This is a genomic window from Glutamicibacter sp. ZJUTW (genome assembly GCF_008370855.1).
In the GTDB taxonomy this organism is placed as follows: Bacteria; Actinomycetota; Actinomycetes; order Actinomycetales; family Micrococcaceae; genus Glutamicibacter; species Glutamicibacter nicotianae.
In genome coordinates, this window is sequence record NZ_CP043624.1 from 402,008 (window position 1) to 420,468 (window position 18,461).

At 63.2% G+C, this 18,461-nt stretch carries 18 protein-coding genes; 14 read left to right on the forward strand and 4 right to left on the reverse strand.

All coding sequences use genetic code 11. The features are described from left to right. Window positions 1-28: 28 nt before the first annotated feature. Entirely contained in the window at window positions 29-502 is a 474-nt protein-coding gene (locus F0M17_RS01910; protein ID WP_223308868.1) for a MarR family winged helix-turn-helix transcriptional regulator, read from the reverse strand. Window positions 503-635: 133 nt separating this feature from the next. On the opposite strand from F0M17_RS01910, the gene F0M17_RS01915 reads away from it, so the two are divergent. The 10 genes from F0M17_RS01915 to F0M17_RS01960 all read left to right on the forward strand — a co-directional run bounded on the left by F0M17_RS01915 (window position 636) and on the right by F0M17_RS01960 (window position 10,469). Next, complete coding sequence (locus F0M17_RS01915) at window positions 636-1,559, forward strand: SDR family NAD(P)-dependent oxidoreductase (RefSeq protein WP_121866079.1); 924 nt, start codon at window positions 636-638, stop codon at window positions 1,557-1,559. A 17-nt stretch (window positions 1,560-1,576) separates the two neighbouring features. After that, complete coding sequence (locus tag F0M17_RS01920) at window positions 1,577-2,467, forward strand: amidohydrolase family protein (RefSeq protein WP_168201925.1); 891 nt, start codon at window positions 1,577-1,579, stop codon at window positions 2,465-2,467. Beyond that, window positions 2,467-3,654 (forward strand): acyl-CoA dehydrogenase family protein, encoded by a 1,188-nt coding sequence (locus F0M17_RS01925; RefSeq protein ID WP_149596236.1) that lies wholly within the window; start codon window positions 2,467-2,469, stop codon window positions 3,652-3,654. Before F0M17_RS01920 ends, F0M17_RS01925 begins: the two co-directional genes overlap by 1 nt. A 54-nt stretch (window positions 3,655-3,708) precedes the next feature. Beyond that, on the forward strand, window positions 3,709-4,164 hold the full coding sequence (locus tag F0M17_RS01930; RefSeq protein ID WP_149596237.1) for a MaoC family dehydratase: 456 nt from the start codon (window positions 3,709-3,711) through the stop codon (window positions 4,162-4,164). Between the two features lie 62 nt (window positions 4,165-4,226). Further along, window positions 4,227-5,744 carry a long-chain fatty acid--CoA ligase gene (locus tag F0M17_RS01935; RefSeq protein WP_149596238.1) on the forward strand — a complete coding sequence of 506 codons (1,518 nt, stop codon included), beginning with the start codon at window positions 4,227-4,229 and terminating at the stop codon, window positions 5,742-5,744. 210 nt (window positions 5,745-5,954) lie between these two features. Further along, a complete protein-coding gene (locus F0M17_RS01940) occupies window positions 5,955-6,953 on the forward strand; it encodes an ABC transporter substrate-binding protein (protein WP_149596239.1) in 999 nt (332 codons plus the stop codon). 82 nt (window positions 6,954-7,035) lie between these two features. Next, window positions 7,036-8,010, forward strand: coding sequence for an ABC transporter substrate-binding protein (locus tag F0M17_RS01945; protein ID WP_149596240.1), 975 nt, complete (start codon window positions 7,036-7,038; stop codon window positions 8,008-8,010). Continuing rightward, a complete protein-coding gene (locus F0M17_RS01950; protein ID WP_121866084.1) occupies window positions 8,007-8,840 on the forward strand; it encodes an ABC transporter permease in 834 nt (277 codons plus the stop codon). The genes F0M17_RS01945 and F0M17_RS01950 overlap by 4 nt, the downstream gene beginning before the upstream one ends. Continuing rightward, window positions 8,837-9,610: an ABC transporter permease gene (locus F0M17_RS01955; RefSeq protein WP_149596241.1), complete on the forward strand. Its 774-nt coding sequence runs from the start codon at window positions 8,837-8,839 to the stop codon at window positions 9,608-9,610. The genes F0M17_RS01950 and F0M17_RS01955 overlap by 4 nt, the downstream gene beginning before the upstream one ends. Next, window positions 9,600-10,469, forward strand: coding sequence for an ABC transporter ATP-binding protein (locus F0M17_RS01960; RefSeq protein ID WP_149596242.1), 870 nt, complete (start codon window positions 9,600-9,602; stop codon window positions 10,467-10,469). The genes F0M17_RS01955 and F0M17_RS01960 overlap by 11 nt, the downstream gene beginning before the upstream one ends. Window positions 10,470-10,528: 59 nt before the next feature. On the opposite strand, the gene F0M17_RS01965 is transcribed toward F0M17_RS01960, so the two are convergent. Beyond that, the gene (locus F0M17_RS01965) at window positions 10,529-11,110 is read right to left on the reverse strand and encodes a PadR family transcriptional regulator (protein ID WP_149596243.1); all 582 of its coding nucleotides are present in this window, start codon (window positions 11,108-11,110) and stop codon (window positions 10,529-10,531) included. A gap of 168 nt (window positions 11,111-11,278) precedes the next feature. On the opposite strand from F0M17_RS01965, the gene F0M17_RS01970 reads away from it, so the two are divergent. The 4 genes from F0M17_RS01970 (at window position 11,279) to F0M17_RS01985 (ending at window position 15,397) form a co-directional block, all read left to right on the forward strand. After that, window positions 11,279-12,373 carry an aromatic ring-hydroxylating dioxygenase subunit alpha gene (locus F0M17_RS01970; RefSeq protein WP_149597683.1) on the forward strand — a complete coding sequence of 365 codons (1,095 nt, stop codon included), beginning with the start codon at window positions 11,279-11,281 and terminating at the stop codon, window positions 12,371-12,373. Window positions 12,374-12,412: 39 nt separating this feature from the next. Then, window positions 12,413-13,426 carry a PDR/VanB family oxidoreductase gene (locus F0M17_RS01975; protein WP_121866088.1) on the forward strand — a complete coding sequence of 338 codons (1,014 nt, stop codon included), beginning with the start codon at window positions 12,413-12,415 and terminating at the stop codon, window positions 13,424-13,426. 87 nt (window positions 13,427-13,513) lie between these two features. Next, window positions 13,514-14,875 (forward strand): MFS transporter, encoded by a 1,362-nt coding sequence (locus F0M17_RS01980; protein WP_149596244.1) that lies wholly within the window; start codon window positions 13,514-13,516, stop codon window positions 14,873-14,875. A gap of 48 nt (window positions 14,876-14,923) precedes the next feature. Further along, complete coding sequence (locus tag F0M17_RS01985; RefSeq protein WP_149596245.1) at window positions 14,924-15,397, forward strand: DUF3237 domain-containing protein; 474 nt, start codon at window positions 14,924-14,926, stop codon at window positions 15,395-15,397. Between the two features lie 482 nt (window positions 15,398-15,879). Here the strand turns inward: F0M17_RS01985 and F0M17_RS01990 are convergent, their stop codons facing one another. Together F0M17_RS01990 and F0M17_RS01995 are read right to left on the reverse strand one after the other, a co-directional pair. Then, window positions 15,880-17,304, reverse strand: a complete 1,425-nt coding sequence (locus F0M17_RS01990) for an MFS transporter (RefSeq protein WP_246857113.1) — start codon at window positions 17,302-17,304, stop codon at window positions 15,880-15,882. A 31-nt stretch (window positions 17,305-17,335) separates the two neighbouring features. Then, window positions 17,336-18,406 carry an MBL fold metallo-hydrolase gene (locus F0M17_RS01995; protein ID WP_149596246.1) on the reverse strand — a complete coding sequence of 357 codons (1,071 nt, stop codon included), beginning with the start codon at window positions 18,404-18,406 and terminating at the stop codon, window positions 17,336-17,338. Window positions 18,407-18,461 lie beyond the last annotated feature (55 nt).

Below are 18,461 nucleotides of genomic sequence, written 5' to 3' on the forward strand. Positions count from 1 at the left end.
TCAATGAATGAGAATAATCAAGGAATGGCTACTGCGTTTCGGCCAACGCCACGCGGGATAGCAGGTCGCGCAGCTGGAGGCGTTCATCGGGGGTGAGCGCCTCGAGGGTTTCATTTTCGTTCGCCTTGGTAACCTTCCTGGCCTGCGCGTAGAGCTTGCGCCCGGCGTCCGTGGCCACGATGACCTTGGAGCGGCGATCCTTGGGATCCGGCATGCGCGTGACCAGCCCGCTGGATTCCAAGCCGTCCACCAGAGGGACGATCTGGCTGGGATCCAGGGCCAGGAATTCTGCCAGATCGCGCTGGGTTGGCACGATGTCGCTGCAGGCCAGCGAGAGCACCGAGTAGGACCGCACCTTCAAGCCCAGGGGCTTCAGTGCTTGATTGGCCCGGCTTGATCCCAGGGAGCGCATGCGCGCCACCAGGAAGTTCAGCTCCTGCACGAGATCGCATTTCATGAACTGTTCTTCCTTCGCTGATTTGGCGGTGATTTTATTGCTCACTCCACTATCCCCATTTTTCATGAAAAAATAAACCATTGACTTTCTCAAGGATTAAAGATCTTATGTATGTAGTCAAGGTTCCCACTTTCTACCAAGGGGGAGCAATCGAAACACCCATTGAAATGGAGAACTCATGTCGCTAGCAGGAAAAGTTGCCATCGTCACCGGAAGCGGACGCGGACTGGGTCTGAGCTACGCGCAAGAATTGGCTCGCCAGGGCGCGGCGGTCATCATCAACGATGTTGACCCAGCTGCTGTGGAAGCTGCAGTTTCCTCCATTGCCGCAGCCGGCGGCAAAGCCGCCGGCATCGTCGCGGCCGTCGGCTCCACCGAAGCCGCCAAGGCGCTGGTGGCTGGCGCAGTCGAGAACTTCGGCCGCTTGGACATCCTGGTGACCAATGCAGGAGTGCTGCGCGACAAGTCGCTGCTGAAGATGACCGATGAGGATTTCGACCTGGTCATCAACGTCCACCTGCGTGGCACCTTCACTTGCGTCCGCGAGGCCTACGCCTACTTCAAGGAGAACGATATCCGCGGCCGCATTATCGCCATCGGTTCACCGACCGGGCAGCGCGGCAACTTCGGGCAGACCAACTACTCGGCAGCCAAGGCCGGCATCGTGGGCATGGTGCGCACCTGGGCGCTGGAAATGAAGCGCGCCGGCATTGCCGTCAACGCTGTCATCCCGGTGGCTGCCACCGAAATGACCAAGACCGTTCCGTATTTCGCCAAGGCCGTCGAGGCTGATGAGCGCGGCGAAGCCATGCCTGACTTCTTCCGCAAGGATCTGGGCTTCGGCACCGCAGACGATGTGGCCGGACTGATCGCATTCCTGGCTTCCGAGGAAGCAGGCGGCATCACTGGCCAGGCTATTGGCGCCGGCGGCGACCGCCTGCAGCTGTGGAGCCACCCAGAGGCCATCGCCTCGGAATTCAACGACGGCGGCTGGGACTATGCAACACTTCAGGAGCGGTTCCCCTTCGCGGGCAACCAGCAGTCCGTTGGCGAGAAGTTCCCGGAGCTTCCTGAAGAACTCCGCCCAGAACCAGCCAAGTAACCTCCGGAGGAAAACCCGTGACTGCACGCTATGAATTAGGAGTCGACTTCGCGGCTTTGGACGCCATCGATATGCACGTGCATCTTGAAGTCGACGAATGCGGCCACAAGGCCATGCCGGAAGACCTCTTCGATGCCTCGGCGGCCTATTTCAAGTCGGAAGACCGGACCCCGTCCATCGACAGCATTGCGCAGCTCTATCGCGAGCAGAAGATGGCAGCGGTGGTCTTCACGGTCGATGCGCGCACCGCACTGGGCCATGAGCCGAACTCCATCGAGGACCTGGTGGAAGGGTGCGCGCGGAACAATGACGTGCTGATTCCCTTCGGTTCGGTGGATCCGCGCCGCGGCAAGCAGGCAATTGAAGACGCACGGTACCAGGCCGAGACCTTGGGCGTGCGCGGCTTCAAGTTCCATCCGTCATTGCAGGGTTTCGACCCGAGCGATGAAAGCTTCTACCCGCTCTGGGAGACGCTGCAGGAACTGCGCCTGCCCTGCATCTTCCACACCGGGCAGAACGGAATGGGCGCAGGGCTTCCCGGCGGCCGAGGCATCAAGCTGCGCTATTCCAATCCGCTGCTGCTGGACGATGTTGCCGCGGACTTCCCTCACCTGGTCATCATCATGGCGCACCCTTCGGTGCCGTGGCAGGACGAGGCGAACTCGATTGCCACGCACAAGGCGAATGTCTACATCGACCTCTCGGGCTGGAGCCCCAAGTACTTCCCGGCCTCGCTGGTGAAAATGGGGAATAATGTGCTTTCGCGCAAGTTGCTGTTCGGCACCGACTTCCCGCTGATCACCCCGCAGAAATGGCTGGGCGCATTTGCCGATCTGGAGCTGAGGGACGAGGTCCGCCCGGGAATCCTGAAGGGCAATGCACTGCGCGTGCTGGGGGTGGAGGGCTGATGGAAGCCGTAGCCACCAGTGACTTCTACGGATTCACGGACTTGCTCAGCGAGGCCGAGCGCAGCGCGTTGTCGCGTCTGCGTGGCCTGCTTCAGGAGTACGTGCGCCCGGTGCTCGATGAGTACTGGGAACGCGGGGAATTCCCGGAGCAGATCGTCGCGCCGCTGGTCGACGCCCAGCTGATGGAACCAGCCGAAGTGCTCCAGGCTGGCGAGCGGCCCACGGGCCTCTACGCCGGTTTCCGCAACTTCGAACTGGGTCGTATGGATGCCTCGGTCGCCACCTTCTACAACGCGCAATCGGGACTGTTCCGCACCACCGTGAATCTCGGCGGAAGCCCAGAGCAGGTGGCGCAGCTGGAACCGCAGATCACGTCCTTCGCCTACAAGGGCGTGTTTGCCCTGACCGAGCCGGAGCACGGCTCGGACATCGCCGGCGGGCTGGCAACCTCAGCCAAGCGGGAACAGCGCGACGGGGAAGACGGCTGGCTGATCAACGGGGCAAAACGCTGGATCGGTGGCGCCGGCCAGGCAGATGTTCTGGCGGTTTTCGCCCGCGACAAGGCTGACTCCCAGGTCAAGTGCTTCCTGGTGCCAACGAATGCGCCGGGCGTGAAGATCAGCAAAATCCCGGGCAAGACCAGCCTGCGCATCATGCAGAACGCGGATATCGAGCTGTCCGGAGTCTGGGTTTCGGCCTCCGCCCGTCTGGAGAAGATCAACTCCTTCGCGGACGTCGCGGCTTGCCTGCGCAATATGCGCTCGGATGTCGCCTGGATTGCCACCGGCGTGTGCTTCGGAGCATATGAATCGGCCCGCGACTACGTCGCCAAGCGCAGCCAGTTCGGCAAGCCGCTGGGCTCCTTCCAGCTCGTCCAGGAAAAACTGGCGCATATGCTCTCCAATGCCACCGCCAGCTTGGCCATGGTGGTGCGGCTGACCCAGCAGCAGGAAGCAGGCATCTACCGCGACGAGAACTCGGCGATGGCCAAGATGTTCACGGCCCGGATGCTGCGCGAGACCGCGGCGCTGGCCAGGGAAGTATGCGGCGGCAACGGGATCTTGCTGGAGAACAGCGTGGCCCGCCATCACGCGGATGCCGAAGCCATCTATTCCTACGAGGGCACCCACGAGATCAATTCGCTGATCATCGGCCGGGCCATTACCGGCGTCAGCGCCTTCCGCTGACTTCTGCAGCACCGGACTTCAGCAACAAACGACTACAACATCAGGAGAAACACCATGGCACCGACCATTTTGGATTACGCAGACCTCGCCACCGCCAAGGGCAAGGACCTGGGCTACAGCGAGTACCGCGTGGTCACGCAGGATCAGGTCAACACCTTCGCCGACGCGACCGATGACCACCAGTGGATCCACACCGATCCGGAAAAGGCCAAGGACGGCCCCTTCGGCGGCCCGATCGCCCACGGCTACCTGACCCTGAGCCTGCAGATCGCCTTCTGGACCGAGCTCTTCGACGTCACCGGCGTGAAGACCAAGGTCAACTACGGCCTGGAAAAAGTCCGTTTCCCATCGCCCGTGCCGGTGGGCGCCAAGATCCGCATGAAGGCCGAAATTGCCGACGTGGAAGAGGTCAAGGGCGGCTACCAGATCGCCGTAGACCAGGTAGTTGAAGTGGAGGGCGGCACGAAGCCGGCCGTGGTCTCCCGCGGACTCTACCGCTTCTACGCCTAGTCCGCAGCGCTGCTGGGCCTGGGCTGCAACCGCACCGATCGACCTAACGAAAAGAGTGACAGATGTTGAATAAGGGGTTTGGCAACTGGATCCACCGGCGCCGGGTGAAATCCGCGCAGCAGGTTGCAGTGATCCATGCGGGAGTCAGCCTGACTTACGCTCAGCTCGCCGAACGCATCGACAAGCTCAGCAGCGCCTTGGCCGCCCAGGGGATCACCCGGGGCAGCCGGGTGGCGTTCCTCGGGGCCAACCACGCCGCCTATCTGGAGACCATGTTCGCCGCCACGCAGCTTGGAGCGCTGTTCGTTCCGCTCAACGTGCGCTTGGCTCCGAGGGAACTTAACTTCGCCTTGCGCGATTCGGGCAGCGAAGTGCTGATCTATGTCGAGAACTTCGCCGCAGAAGCGCATGCAGCCATCGAGGGCAGCCCGGTGGCCCAGGCATGGGACGTTGCGCTGGTCCCCTGCGAAGACAGCTCCTACGAGCGGGCCTTGCAAGCCGGTGAGGCAACCCACCCGGACCTGGCCGTGGAACTCGAAGACCCAGCCATCATCCTGTATACCTCGGGCACTACAGGCACACCCAAGGGCGCGGTCCTCACCCACGCGAACATGACATGGAATTCCTACAATGTCATCGTGGACTACGACATCACCAGCACATCGGTGGTCCTGCTCATCGCTCCGCTATTCCATGTGGCGGCACTGGGCATGGGCGCGCTGCCGGTGCTGCTCAAGGGCGGAACCGTTGTGCTGCAGGAGCGCTTCGAACCAGCGGCGGTCCTGGATGCTGTGGAACGCTACCAGGTCACTCAGCTTTCGGGAGTGCCAACCACCTTCCAGCTGCTGGCCGAGCATGAGAATTGGGCGAACACGGACTTATCCTCGCTGCAGATGCTCACCTGCGGCGGCTCGGCCGTGCCGCTGCGCGTGCTGGAAGCCTACGAAGCCCGCGGACTGGGATTCAGCGGCGGGTACGGGCTGACCGAAACCGCGCCGGGGGCCACGTTGCTGCAGGCGGTGCATTCGCGTCCGAAAATGGGTTCGGCCGGCTTGCCGCACTTCTTCACCGATATCCGTATCGCCGATTCACTGGGCAATGAATTGCCCGCCGGCGAGGTCGGCGAAATCCTGATCAGCGGTCCCAACGTCATCAAGGAATACTGGAACCGTCCCGAAGCGACGGCCGGGTCATTCTACGAACCCGACTGGTTCCGTTCAGGGGATATCGGGCATGTGGACGAGGAGGGTTTCCTGTTCATCTCGGACCGCCTGAAGGACATGATTATCTCCGGCGGAGAGAACATCTATCCGGCAGAAGTCGAGCAAGCCATCATGGAGCTGCCCGAAGTCGAGTCTGTCGCTGTCATCGGGATCCCGGATGACAAATGGGGCGAAGTGCCGCGCGCAATCGTCGTGCTCAAGCCCGGCAGCTCAATGTCCCAAGAAGGCATCGTGGCACATCTCAATGGCCGGTTGGCACGCTACAAGATTCCGCGTACAGCAGTATTCCTCGAGGAACTGCCTCGCACGGCCAGCGGTAAGATCCGCAAAGCGGATCTGCGCAAGCAGTACAGCTGAGGATTCCCAGCCCGGGCGCTTCCGGAAGCGCTCGGGCTGGAACGCGTTGGCCATCGGACAGGATCTGGCCAGGAATCCCTGAAGTTAAATCGTTATAAGATCAACCATTGACTTTTTCAATGATTGATCTAGTCTGGATATGTGTCTCAAATCACACGCAATTCGCGGTCCGCCAATGGGGACCGGGGCACTGGCTTTCTAGGGGGAAACATGAATAAGCGCTGGTCTACATTGCTCGCAGGTGCGGCGGTCCTGTCATTGGGCCTGGTTGGCTGCGGCGGAGGGTCGCTCTCCGGCTCGGAGGGATCCGAGGGAAGTAATTCGGCAGCTGCTGAAGACGGCTCGTTGACCAAGATTACCGTGGGCATCCTGCCCATCGCGCCGTCGGTAGCAGTGCAGCAGGGCATCGATGCCGGCACCTTCGAGAAGCACGGGTTGGATGTAGAGCTGAGCACCTCCAATGCCGGCGCGGCGATGCTGCCAGCAGTGTCCACCGGCGAATTGGCGATTGCCGTAGGCAACCCGCTGTCGGTGATGACCGCCGCGGACAAAGGCCTGGATATGAAGATCGTCACCGGCTACTCCGCTTCCCGCTCCTCCGGCGAAGACGTCAACGGCGTAGTTGCCCGCAAGGGCTCGAATATCGGCGGCTGGAAGGACCTGGCCGGGAAGACCACGTCGGTCAACGCGCTGCGCACCCAAGGGGATCTGACCATCATGGAATCGGCGGAAATGGACGGTGCCAATCCCGAGGACCTGAAGTTCAGTGAAATGCCGTTCCCGGATATGGAAGCCCAGCTGGACCGCGGCAATGTCGACGCGATCTGGGTTCCCGAGCCGTTCCTCTCCCGTGCGCTGGCCAACAAGGACAACGAATTGGTGGGCTACCCGAACCAGGACGCCATTGTCGGCATGCCGACCATGGTCAGCTTCACCAGCGGCAAATTCGCCGAGGAGAACCCCGAAGTCATCACGAACTGGAAGGCCGCAATGGCAGAAGTGCTCGACGCGGCTGAAGGCGATCCGGACGCAGCACGCGCCATGCTCCCGGATTTCATCAACATGGACGCCAAGGTGGCCGAAGGCCTGGTAATGGAAACCTGGAACGCCGAGACCCCGATTCCCGAACTGACCAAGCTCGGCGATCTGGCAGCCAAGTTCGGATTCCTGGACAAGGCCCCGGACATGGACCAGCTGGTCATCAAGTAATCCAACCGCTTCGCATTCGCGCTGCCGCGGACCCAGAAGCCGGGTCCGCGGCAGCAACCGCACCTAAATGGGGGAATTTGCCATGAAACACTCGTTCAAGCTCGCGCTTGCTTCCATCTCAGTTCTCGCACTGGCCGCCTGCGGCTCCGGCTCGCCCAGTGGCGGGGCGGACAGCTCCGCCGATGCCCAGGGATCCCTGGAGCAGATCACCGTCGGCGTGATCCCGATCGTGGACACCGCACCCATCTGGCTCGGGGAAGCCAAAGGCTTCTTTGCCGCGGAAGGCCTGGACCTGGAAATCGAAACCGCCACCGGCGGTTCGGCCATAGTGCCGGGGATCCAGTCCGGCAGCTACGATTTCGCCTTCTCGAACCTCATTTCCGTGATGGTTGCCAACGACAAGGGCTTGGACATGGAATTCGTGGCCAATGGCATCTCCACGACGGGAGATGAAAGCTCCGATGTCGGTTCCGTGCTGGTCAAGGGCGATTCCAAGATCTCCTCGCCGAAGGACCTGGCCGGCAAGAAGGTTTCGGTCAACAACCTGTCGAATATCGGCGACACCACCATCAAGTCGATCGTCGAGGCTGACGGGGGAGACCCGGAGAGTATTGAATTCGTCGAGGTCCCGTTCCCTGATGCCCCGGCGGCGCTGGAGAACGGCATTGTCGATGCGGCCTGGATCCTGGAGCCATTCCAGAGCTCGGCCATGGACGCAGGGGCGAAGATGCTCTCGGCGAACTTCGCCGAGTTCGATCCGGAGCTCGATGTTGCCGGATATTTCACCTCCGCGCAGTATGCGCAGGAGAACCCCGAGGTGACGCAGAAATTCACCACGGCGATGAACAAGTCGCTGGACTACGCGCAACAGCACCCCGATCAGGTCCGCGACATCGTGGGCACCTACACCAAGATCAGCGAGGACGTCCGCGCCGGGATGGTGCTCCCGCGCTTCCGCGCGGACTTCAACCGCGAAGCAGTGCAGAAGCTCGGCGACGCGGCGCAAAGCTACGGAACTTTGTCCAAGCCGGTTGACATCGAGAAGCTGCTGCCATGAGTGCCGCAAGCGCAGTACCGGCACGGGTGCGCAGGGCCAAGCGCGCTAGGACCGGCTCAGCTGTTCCCAACGCCGTGTGGGGGCTGATCGGCATCGTGGTCTTCCTAGGCATCTGGGAATTGCTCCCGGCCCTGGGGATCGTCCAGGCCGCGTACCTTCCGCCAGCCTCGGAAGTGCTGGCGACCTTGGCTTTCGACCTCACGCTGACCGCCTTCTGGGTGGCCGTGGGCGAAACCTTGCTGGCCTGGTTCATCGGCCTGCTGGCTGCCGTGCTGCTGGCGCTGGTGCTCGGACTGGTCATCGGCATGTCGCCCTTCCTGCGCCGCGCCACCAACTCCACGATTGAATTCCTGCGCCCGATTCCTTCGGTGGCGCTGATCCCGCTCGCGGTGCTGCTGTTCGGCACCAAGATCGAGTCCTCGCTGATGCTGATCATCTACGCCTGCTTCTGGCAGGTGCTGATCCAGGTGCTCTACGGCGTGGCGGACGTGGACAACGTGGCGATGCAGACCGCGCGTTCCTACGGGTTTTCCCGTTTCCAGCGCATCCGTGACGTCATTTTTCCCACCATGCTGCCCTACCTGATGACCGGCATCCGCCTGGGTGCCGCGGTGGCACTGATCCTTGCGATCACGGCTGAACTGATCATCGGCTCCCCGGGTCTGGGCAAAGAAATCCAGCTGGCGCAGTCCGGCGGCGCCATTGCCGGAATGTATGCGCTGATCGTTGCCACCGGCCTGCTGGGCGTGGTGATCAACCTGTGCATGCGCGTGGTCGAGAAGCGCGTGCTGTCCTGGCACGCCTCGGTTCGAGGGGAAATTATCGCATGAGAACCGTGAAGTCACTGATCTTCATCGTGGCCCTGCCTGTGCTGCTGGTGCTCTGGTGGGTTGCCGCCACCGCGGGCGGAGCGAGCTTCTTCGTGCCCACCCCTGCGGATTTGGTTGCGACGTTCATCGACACCTGGATTGGCGAACGCATGTTCACCGATGTGCTGCCAAGCATCCAGCGGCTGGTCTTCGGCGTGCTCGGGGCCATCGTGATCGGCGTGCTGCTGGGCCTGCTGGTGGGCATGAACCGCACCGCGCGGGCCATTACCGAGCCGGTCTTCGAATTCTTCCGCGCCTTGCCGCCACCGGTGCTGATCCCGGTGCTGATGCTGCTGGTGGGCATCAACGACGGAATGAAGATTGCGGTCATCATCTCCGGCGCAATCTGGCCGGTGCTGCTGAACACCATCGAGGGCGTGCGCGCCATCGACCCGGTGCAGAACGAGACAAGCCGTTCCTACGGGATCAGCGGCATCTCGCGGATCCGCTACCAGGTGCTTCCCAGCGCCACGCCGACCATCATGGCCGGCATCCGCCAGTGCCTGTCGATCGGTCTGATCCTCATGGTCATTTCCGAGATGTTCGCATCCTCCTCCGGCCTGGGCTTCGCCATCGTCCAGTTCCAGCGGTCCTTCGCTGTCCCCGAAATGTGGTCCGGCATCGTGGTGCTGGGTCTGATCGGCGTCATCATGTCATTTATTTTCCAGTGGATCGAACGCCGCGTGCTGCGCTGGTACAACGGTCTGAAAGAGGTCGAAAATGCTGTCTAATCAGAATGGGACTACCGGCGGCCGCACCCTGCCGGAGGGCGAGGCGCTGCTGTCGGTACGCGGGCTGCAGAAGGTCTACCACACCGACGGCGGCGATATCGAGGCCGTTCGCAACCTGACCTTCGACTTGGGGCATGGCGAGCTGGTCTGCCTGGTCGGCCCCTCAGGCTCGGGCAAGACCACCTTGCTCAAGTGCATTTCCGGACTGCTGGGCGCGACCAGCGGCGAGGTGCTGCTCGATGGCCAGAAGGTCACCGGCCCGCCGAAGAAAATGGCTGTGGTCTTCCAGGAATACGGCCGTTCGCTCTTCCCATGGCTGCGCGTGGCGGACAATGTCGAGCTGCCGCTGAAGAATGCGGGGGTGCCCAAGGCCGAACGCAAGAAGCTGGTCGACGAGGCGCTGGAAGCCGTGGGGCTGGCCCATGTGCCCAAGTCCTACCCGTGGCAGCTCTCCGGCGGCATGCAGCAGCGCGTGGCCATTGCCCGCGCGGTGGCCTACCAGCCAGAAGTGCTGCTGATGGATGAGCCATTCGCTGCAGTTGACGCGCAGACGCGTGCCGATTTGGAGGACTTGATCCGCAACGTCTGGAAGAAGCTGGGCGTGACGGTCCTGTTCGTCACCCATGACATCGACGAATCGATCTACCTGGGCCAGCGGGTGATTATCCTTTCCTCGTCGCCGACCGTGGTGCAGGAGGATATCCTGATTGATCTGCCCGACGAGCGCGACCAGTTGGAGACCCGGTCGCTGCCGCGGTTCACCGAGCTGCGCCACCACGTCTATGCCGAAATCCAGAAGGCCAAGCAGGGTCATCGCCCGGAGGAAGCCAAGACGAAGTTCCTGACGAATCCCAAGTAGCACGAGAACGCCGCCGGTCCTTTCTGGGCCGGCGGCTTTCCTGTACCTGCAAACTGTTGCTAGGCGTTCAATCGGTCAATGAGTTGAAGCCCGCGCTCGGCCCACTGGATTTCGGCCTCTGCCCGGGAAACCAGGCCCTCATAGGTGAACCGCTTGTAGGCGATGGTGGCTTCCCAGTCCTTGCGCGGCGTGCTGTTCAAGCGCTTGGCAAGCATGGAGTTCGTTCCTTGCTCCAATTCAACAATCCGCTCCTGCCACTGCTTGAGCAGGGATTGGTAATGGGCGATATGCCGGCGCATTTGCTCGCGTGCCGCCTCGGGGTCCGCCCATTCCAAGTATGCCGCCTTGAGGTGAGCGGGGTCGCGGGTGCGCGCGTACTCCAGCGGCGTGTTCATCCAGCTCTTGAATTCGGCAATGCCCTCGTTGGTGATGGTGTATTGGCGTTTCTTGCCACGCTGGCCCCACTGCACATCTTGGCCGGTAATGAGGCCTTCGGATTCCATGCGCTTGAGCTCGGGGTAGATCTGGGAGTCCGGGGCGTGCCAGACGTGGCCTACCGAGGATTCGAAGACCTTGTACAGGTCGTAGCCGGTCATCGGCTCAACTGTGAGCAACGAAAGCAGCGCGTTGCGAAGACTCAAATCCGCCTCTTTCCAGAAATGTATTGCACATCACTATCTGCATAGCTAGTCTAATGGCATGCGAACTATCTATGTACATAGATAGTTTCGCGCATTCCACCCTGAGCAAACCACACGCTGGATCTGCCGCAGCCGAGCACTGCCGGATCCATGACCGAGAGGACCGTCATGACCGAGGTTGCAGCCAAGAGCACCACCACCGCCAAGATCATGGGCCATCCGCTGAACGCCTGGTATGTCGCAGCCTGGGACCACGAGGTCACTCGCAAGCCGATGTCCCGCACCATCGCCAAGCGCCCGGTGGCGCTGTACCGCACCGAGGACGGCAAGGCGGTCGCGCTGGCCGACTCCTGCTGGCACCGGCTGGCCCCGCTGTCCATGGGCAAGACCGTGGGCAAGGACGGGCTGCAGTGCCCGTACCACGGCATCGTCTACAATTCCGCCGGCCGCTGCGTCTCCATGCCCGCCCAGGAAACCATCAACCCTTCGGCAACGGTTCCGTCCTTCCCCGTGGTCGAGCGCTACCGCTACGTGTGGGTCTGGATGGGCGACCCGACCCTGGCCGACCCGCAGCTGGTCCCGGATATGCACCAGATGACTTCCGACCAGTGGGCAGGGGATGGCATGACCATCGCCGCTGACTGCAACTACCAGCTGATCCTCGACAACCTGATGGACCTGACCCATGAGGAATTCGTGCATTCCTCCTCGATTGGCCAGGATGAGCTCAGCGACTCGGAATTCATCACCACCCATGAGGGCAACAAGGTCACCGTGACCCGCTGGATGCATAACATCGATGCCCCGCCATTCTGGCTGAAGAACATGCGCGACAAGTTCCCCGGCTTCGAAGGAAAGGTGGACCGCTGGCAGATCATCCACTTCGAGGCCCCGGCAACCATCACCATTGACGTGGGCGTAGCCAAAGCCGGAACCGGGGCGCCGGAAGGCGATCGCAGCCAAGGCGTGAACGGTTTCGTGATGAACACCATCACCCCGGAAACCGACCGCTCCTCGCACTACTTCTGGGCATTCATGCGCAACTACTGCTTGGACAGCCAGCTGATCACCACGCAGCTGCGCGACGGCGTGCACGGCGTCTTCGGCGAAGACGAGGCGATGCTCAAGGCCCAGCAGGAAGCCATCGATGCGAACCCGGACTACGAGTTCTACAACCTGAACATCGATGCCGGCGGCATGTGGGTGCGCCGGATCCTCGAATCCATGATCGCCGCCGAGGCGAATCAGCCGGCCAAGGCCTAGCGCGCCCTTCCCACAAGATGAAAGGTTGGTGCCTCGATCATGGCAGCGACAAATATTGAAGTCTGGCAGGACGCGCAAGTCACCCGCAGCGTCGAGGTGGCCGACGGGATCCGGCGCATTGAGCTCGCCCCGCAGCAGCCCAAGCGCGCCGAGCCGGGATCCCACATCGATGTGATGGTGCGGATCAACGGCGATAACGCCAAGCGCTCCTACTCCGTGGTGGAGTCCAGCGCGGACGGAAGCACCCTGGTGATCAGCGTGCTCAAGGCCCCGCTGTCCCGTGGAGGTTCATCCTTCATGCACGAGCTTGCGGTGGGGGATCGGTTGCAGATCACCCAGCCCTTGCAGAATTTCCCGCTGCGCGTGGGAGCCGGCCATTACCTGTTGCTGGCCGGCGGGGTCGGCATCACCGCCATGGTGAACATGGCGTCGGTGCTCAAGCGGCTGAATGCCGATTACACGCTGGTTTTCGCCGGACGCAAGCGTTCGGCCATGGCCTACCTTCCGGAACTGCAGGCCGAGCACGGTTCCCGGCTGGAGGTGCACGTCGATGACGAAGGCACCTCGCTGAAGGTCGATCAGCTGTTGGCCCGCGCCGGCGAAGAGACCGAACTGTACATGTGCGGGCCGATCAGGCTCATGGATGCGGTGCGCCGGGGCTGGCTCGAGCGCGAACTGGAACCTTCGGCGCTGCGCTATGAAACCTTCGGCAACTCGGGCTGGCATGACCCGGAAGAATTCATAGTCCGGGTTCCCAAGCTGGACCTGGAAGTGCGGGTCCCGCAGGGCCGGTCCATGCTCGAAGCCCTGGAAGATGCCGGCGCGGACATGATGTCCGACTGCCGCAAGGGCGAGTGCGGATTGTGCGAAGTGCGCATCACCGAGATCACCGGGCGCATCGACCACCGCGACGTGTTCTACTCCGAACGCCAGAAACGCCAGTCGAGCAAGATGAACTGCTGCGTCTCGCGCGCCATCACCTCGCCGACCGGCGCCAAGGCCGATGCCGCCGCCGGCAGCGGGCCGGCCGTGGTGACCATCGAACCGAACTAGCCGACCATCCATCCTAGCACCACCGCCCGCGCGCAGAAACCGGCCCGCGGGCGGCTCGGTGCACCCCGAAACTGGAGACAGCTCCCCATGGACATCAAGCAGAGAATCGAGAATTCGCCGATGTCGGCCTTCCAATGGCTGGTCGTCGCAGTCTGCACCTTCCTCAACGCCCTCGACGGGTTCGACGTCTTGGCGATGGCATTTACCGCGAACCAGGTTTCCGAAGAGTTCTCCTTGAACGGAGCGCAGCTGGGCGTGCTGCTCAGTGCCGGCCTGTTCGGCATGGCTGCCGGGTCGCTGTTCCTGGCCCCGTTTGCGGACCTGTTCGGACGCCGACCGATGCTGCTGGGCACCACCGCGCTCGCCGCCGCGGGCATGTTCCTCTCATCCACCGCGGATTCCATGACGAGCCTTGCCATCTGGCGCATCGTCACGGGGCTGGGCGTCGGTGGCATCCTGGCCTGCACCAACGTGATCACCAGCGAGTACTCCAATGGCCGCTGGCGCGGCATGGCGGTGAGCATCTACACCGCTGGCTACGGCGTCGGCGCCACCCTGGGCGGCATGGCAGCGGTCTGGCTGCAGGCGCACTACGGCTGGCGCTCGGTCTTCATTTTCGGCGGCGTGCTGACCATGGTCGCCTTCCTCGCCCTGCTGGCAGTCGTCCCCGAATCCGTGGACTTCCTGCTCACCCGGCGCACTGTGCGCACTACCCAGAAGCTGGGCCGGCTGGCCCGCAAGATGCGCCTGGGAACCGAGGATGTCGTGCTGCCCGAGCAGGGCGGCACCGCGTCCGGCTCGGGCCGCAATGCCGTCTTCGCGCTGTTCTCCCCGCAGACCCGACGGGTGACCACGGTGATCTGGGTGGCCTTCTTCGCCGTGATGTTCGGCTTCTACTTCGTGAACAGCTGGACCCCGAAGCTACTGGTCACCGCGGGCATGACCGAGAGCCAGGGCGTGGTCGGCGGATTGATGCTGACCCTGGGCGGCACCTTCGGCTCGTTGCTCTTCGGTGCGCTCACTGCCAAGTGGGCGGTGCGCAAGGTGCTCATCGCGTTCACCGTGCTGTCTTCGGTGCTCATGGTGGTCTTCATCTCGGCGGTCGGAGTCCTCGCCCTGGCCTTCGTGCTCGGGGTTCTGGTCGGCATGCTGATCAACGGCTGCGTGGCCGGCCTGTACACCCTGGCCCCGGCCTCCTACGCCCCGCAGTCGCGCGGCACGGGCGTTGGGTGGGCCATTGGCATCGGCCGGTTCGGCGCCATCCTCGCCCCGCTGGCCGCAGGCACGCTGCTCGACGCCTCGTGGACCGCGGGCCAGCTCTACCTGGGCGTGGGCGTCGTGGTGCTGGTTGCCGCGGTGGCCCTGGCGCTGCTGCGCTCGCCGGGAACAGGCAACGCGCAGCAGCCAGCGCCCGCGCAAGCCGCAGTTCAGCCTGCCAAGGCAGAATAGGCTGTGCCTGCCGAAAACCGCAGGCAAGCGCTCTTGGAAGGAGACGGAATGCCGCACATCCCAACCCCGCCGGCACTTGAGTTCGTGGCCAGCATCGATGTCGAGGTCAGCGAAACCATCCAGATCGGCAGCACGGCCCAAGGCATCCGCAGGGTGGCCCCGATCCGGGGCGGACGCGTCGCCGGCCCCGGGCTGGCCGGGAAGGTGCTGGACGCCGGAGCCGACTTCCAGCGCTACCCATCCGCGGATCTGGCCCTGCTGGAAGCGAACTACGTGCTAGAGCTTCAGGACGGGCAGCGCATCCTGGTGGAGAACCGGGCGGTGCGCGTAGCGGCCCCTGCGGACCTGGAGAAAATGATGGCCGGGGAACGCGTGGATCCGTCCCGGGTCTACTTCCGCTGCGTCCCGCAGCTCTCGGCCGATGATTCGGGTCCGCATGCCTGGATGAACCGCACGCTGTTCCTCGGCGTGGGCGAGCGGCGTCCCGACGGCGTGCGCATCGATGTCTTCAGGGTGCGCTAGGGCGTCCCGCAGGTTGAAGCCAACGCAATTTCACCCAGGGATCTAGCGAATCCGGCAGCCATTCCGCCATGGCGCGCATCCCGAAATAGGAACTGATGCTGGGGTACGCCGTGCGGCTCGTCAGTGGGCTTACTCTGGCTTTCGACGGCAGGTTGTTCCCTTGCTGCGGCTCCTGCTGAAGCAGCTAGCAAGTTCGGGCCCGGTATGAATTGTCGGCACATGTGCCCATGGCGTTTCGGCCACGCGGAACACCTTCGACGGGCTGAAGTCGCCCACATGCTGGTGGCTGATGACATGGAGCAGAATTTGGAAGTGGTCTGGTCGCCTGGCGCATGTCGCCACGGTGAGTGGCCGATGCGCTGGAACAGCTGCGCGAAGATTCCCGGCGTCAGCCAAGAGCCGCGCAGGAGCAGGGCGAAGCCCGGGGTGATCCGCACTGATGGATCGCCCCGGGCTTCGCCCTTTCCTCGGCAGTGATGGAATCAGCTTCGCATTGCGGCGGCTTCCTGGCTTTGGGCCTCGCTGGATTTGCCGACTGTCATGGCCGAGCCCATCTCAGCGTCCAAATTCTGGATCTCTGAACCGGAACGGTCCTGCGAGCGCAGTAAGGCAACTAGGGACATGCCGGAGAATGACATCCACAGCATCGCTACCAGCCAGAGCTTCCCGCCGCCAGCTATCACCAGGGCGGTGGCGATCATCGGGGTGAAACCGGCACCGAGGGTGGACGCCAGCTGATAGCCCACCGAGGTTCCGGAATAGCGCACTGCGGTTGGGAACAGCTCGCCGGCGAAGGCGCCGTAAGGCCCGGACGTAAAGCCCTGTACCAAGCTCAGTCCCAGCACGATCGCAAGCATGAAGGCCACGGTGCTGCCCATCTCCAGCAAGGCCATCACCGGGAAGGCCAGCAGGATCGCTGCGATATTGCCCCAGATGAGTATGCGGCGGCGGCCTAGCCGGTCGCTGAGCTTGGAAGCAGTGATGATGGCCAGCACGGTGAATACCCCGCCAATGGCCTTGATGTTCAGCACTTCGGTCTGGGCGAGGATGGCCTGCTGCACGGCGAAGGAAATCGCCCACGCACCCATCAATCCCTGTGCCATTTGGCCCGATAGTCCGGCCACCACGGCGGTCAGCAGCGGCGTGCGGTGATCGCGGAACAGCTCGGCGAGGGGGATGCGCTTCTTGGTTTTCTTAGCCGCTGCCGAGACCTCGGTGAAGATCCGCGACTCGGAAACGCGCATGCGGATGAAGATCGCCAGCATCATGAGCACAGCGGAGAAGAGGAACGGCACCCGCCAGCCCCAGGCAAGGAATTCGGCTTTAGGCAGCAGCGACATCCCGGAAAGGATCAGCGTGCCCAGGATGGTGCCCGCAGGCGCGCCCATGTAGGCGAAGGCCGAGGCGAAGCCGCGTGAGCTCTTTTTCGAGTTCTCGAAGGCCAGCAGCATCGCGCCGCCCCATTCGCCGCCCACGGCAAGGCCCTGGAAAACGCGCAAGCTGACCAGCAGAATCGGTGCCCAGACACCGATCTGCGCGGTGGTGGGCAGCAGTCCCATGAGTGTGGAAGCGATGCCCATGGCCAGCACCGTGGTGATCAGGATGGCCTTGCGCCCGATCTTGTCGCCCAGGTTGCCGAAGATGAACGCGCCCAATGGGCGGGCGATGTAGCCCACGGCCAAGGTGCCGAAGGAAACGAACAGTGCGGCGTTCGGGTCCAGGCCGGCGAAGAACACTTGGTTGAAGACGATGCCCGCGGCGGTGGCATAGAGGATGAAGTCGTAGTACTCCACGGCGGTGCCCAGGAAGCTGGAAAACAGGATCCTGCGCATCTCCTTGGGGTTGGCATGGTAGGTCGTGCCTTGTGGTGCCGGTGTGGGTGGCATTGCCTGCGGGTTCTGGCTCATGGCTCTGTCCTTTCGGTGCGTGCTGGGGATGCTAGTTGTTGCTGGTGCGGGCTGTTGCCGGCGCCAAGGAGGCGCGGGCACCCGGTCCGAAGGGGATCACGTCGAGGTCATCGGGGATTGAGAGCTGCCCGCTGAAGCGCGAGCGCGCCTCCTGCCAAGCCTCTGGAGGGCTGTAGCTGGGGACCAGATGGTGCAGGGCCAGATGGGCGACCCCCGCTTCGGCAGCGATCTGCCCCGCCTCGGCTGCCGTGGTGTGCGCCCGACGGTGGTGGTCCATGGTGGCCTGCAGCATTTGCGCGTCGGAGTACTGCGCTGCCAGGATGTCCAGATTGATGGCCTCGTGCAGCAGCAGGTCGGTGCCGCGGGCCAGGGCCGCCATGTTGGCGCAGGGCGCGGTATCCCCGGAAATCGTCACCGAACCGCCGGTGGTATCGAAGCGGAAGGCGTAAGCCGGGGCGGTGGGGTGGTGGGAGACCAAGATGGCTGTCACGGTGACGTTGCCATCGTGGAAGACTTCGATGGGTTCCATCGGTGGAGCCACTTCGGTGTCGGGGTCGAAGCCGATCGATTCGGGCAGGCGGATTTCTCGCGGGTCGAATTGCCTGGAGGGGGAGAGTGCCAGCGAATCGAAGATCCGGTCATTGCAGTCGGTGGCGTAGGCGGAAAGGATTCCTGTGACCAGGCCATCGATTCCGGGGGTCGGACGCGTCGGGGCGATGGGCTCGGGCACGGAGGTCGCCCGGGGAGAGAGTGGCGGCAGCTTGCCGCGGTCGCCTGGACCGATGATGGGAATTGGCCCGCGAGTGGCGTTCTTCAGCTCGAAGGCGCCGAAGAGCAGCAGCGAAGGCAGATCCACGGTGTGGTCCGAGTGCATGTGGGTGATGAAGATTCCGCCCAGCTGCGACATCTGCAGCCCTGCCGCGTTGGCTTGGCGCCCAGCCCCTTGGCCGCAATCGACCAGGTACCAGGTCTCGCCGACCACCACCGCAGTGGCGATGCCGAATCTCGGGGTGCCGCGGTGGTCTTTCCACCAGCGCGGGCCGCCGGCGGTGCCCAAGGTGACGACGTATGGAATCAGGTCGGCGGGCTCGGAATGGCTCATGCTGGATCTCTCGCTTTCAACGGATGATGCCGGGGATGGACTGGTTTCCCGGGAC

What these genes read in the sequence shown, in the direction of transcription:
- F0M17_RS01940 (WP_149596239.1), top strand. Translation starts at nt 5,955, where the DNA reads ATGAATAAGCGCTGGTCTACATTGCTCGCAGGTGCGGCGGTCCTGTCA.
- F0M17_RS01925 (WP_149596236.1), top strand. Translation starts at nt 2,467, where the DNA reads ATGGAAGCCGTAGCCACCAGTGACTTCTACGGATTCACGGACTTGCTC.
- F0M17_RS01935 (WP_149596238.1), top strand. Translation starts at nt 4,227, where the DNA reads ATGTTGAATAAGGGGTTTGGCAACTGGATCCACCGGCGCCGGGTGAAA.
- F0M17_RS01945 (WP_149596240.1), top strand. Translation starts at nt 7,036, where the DNA reads ATGAAACACTCGTTCAAGCTCGCGCTTGCTTCCATCTCAGTTCTCGCA.
- F0M17_RS01985 (WP_149596245.1), top strand. Translation starts at nt 14,924, where the DNA reads ATGCCGCACATCCCAACCCCGCCGGCACTTGAGTTCGTGGCCAGCATC.
- F0M17_RS01975 (WP_121866088.1), top strand. Translation starts at nt 12,413, where the DNA reads ATGGCAGCGACAAATATTGAAGTCTGGCAGGACGCGCAAGTCACCCGC.
- F0M17_RS01950 (WP_121866084.1), top strand. Translation starts at nt 8,007, where the DNA reads ATGAGTGCCGCAAGCGCAGTACCGGCACGGGTGCGCAGGGCCAAGCGC.
- F0M17_RS01990 (WP_246857113.1), bottom strand. Translation starts at nt 17,304, where the DNA reads ATGAGCCAGAACCCGCAGGCAATGCCACCCACACCGGCACCACAAGGC.
- F0M17_RS01970 (WP_149597683.1), top strand. Translation starts at nt 11,279, where the DNA reads ATGACCGAGGTTGCAGCCAAGAGCACCACCACCGCCAAGATCATGGGC.
- F0M17_RS01915 (WP_121866079.1), top strand. Translation starts at nt 636, where the DNA reads ATGTCGCTAGCAGGAAAAGTTGCCATCGTCACCGGAAGCGGACGCGGA.
- F0M17_RS01955 (WP_149596241.1), top strand. Translation starts at nt 8,837, where the DNA reads ATGAGAACCGTGAAGTCACTGATCTTCATCGTGGCCCTGCCTGTGCTG.
- F0M17_RS01960 (WP_149596242.1), top strand. Translation starts at nt 9,600, where the DNA reads ATGCTGTCTAATCAGAATGGGACTACCGGCGGCCGCACCCTGCCGGAG.
- F0M17_RS01930 (WP_149596237.1), top strand. Translation starts at nt 3,709, where the DNA reads ATGGCACCGACCATTTTGGATTACGCAGACCTCGCCACCGCCAAGGGC.
- F0M17_RS01980 (WP_149596244.1), top strand. Translation starts at nt 13,514, where the DNA reads ATGGACATCAAGCAGAGAATCGAGAATTCGCCGATGTCGGCCTTCCAA.
- F0M17_RS01995 (WP_149596246.1), bottom strand. Translation starts at nt 18,406, where the DNA reads ATGAGCCATTCCGAGCCCGCCGACCTGATTCCATACGTCGTCACCTTG.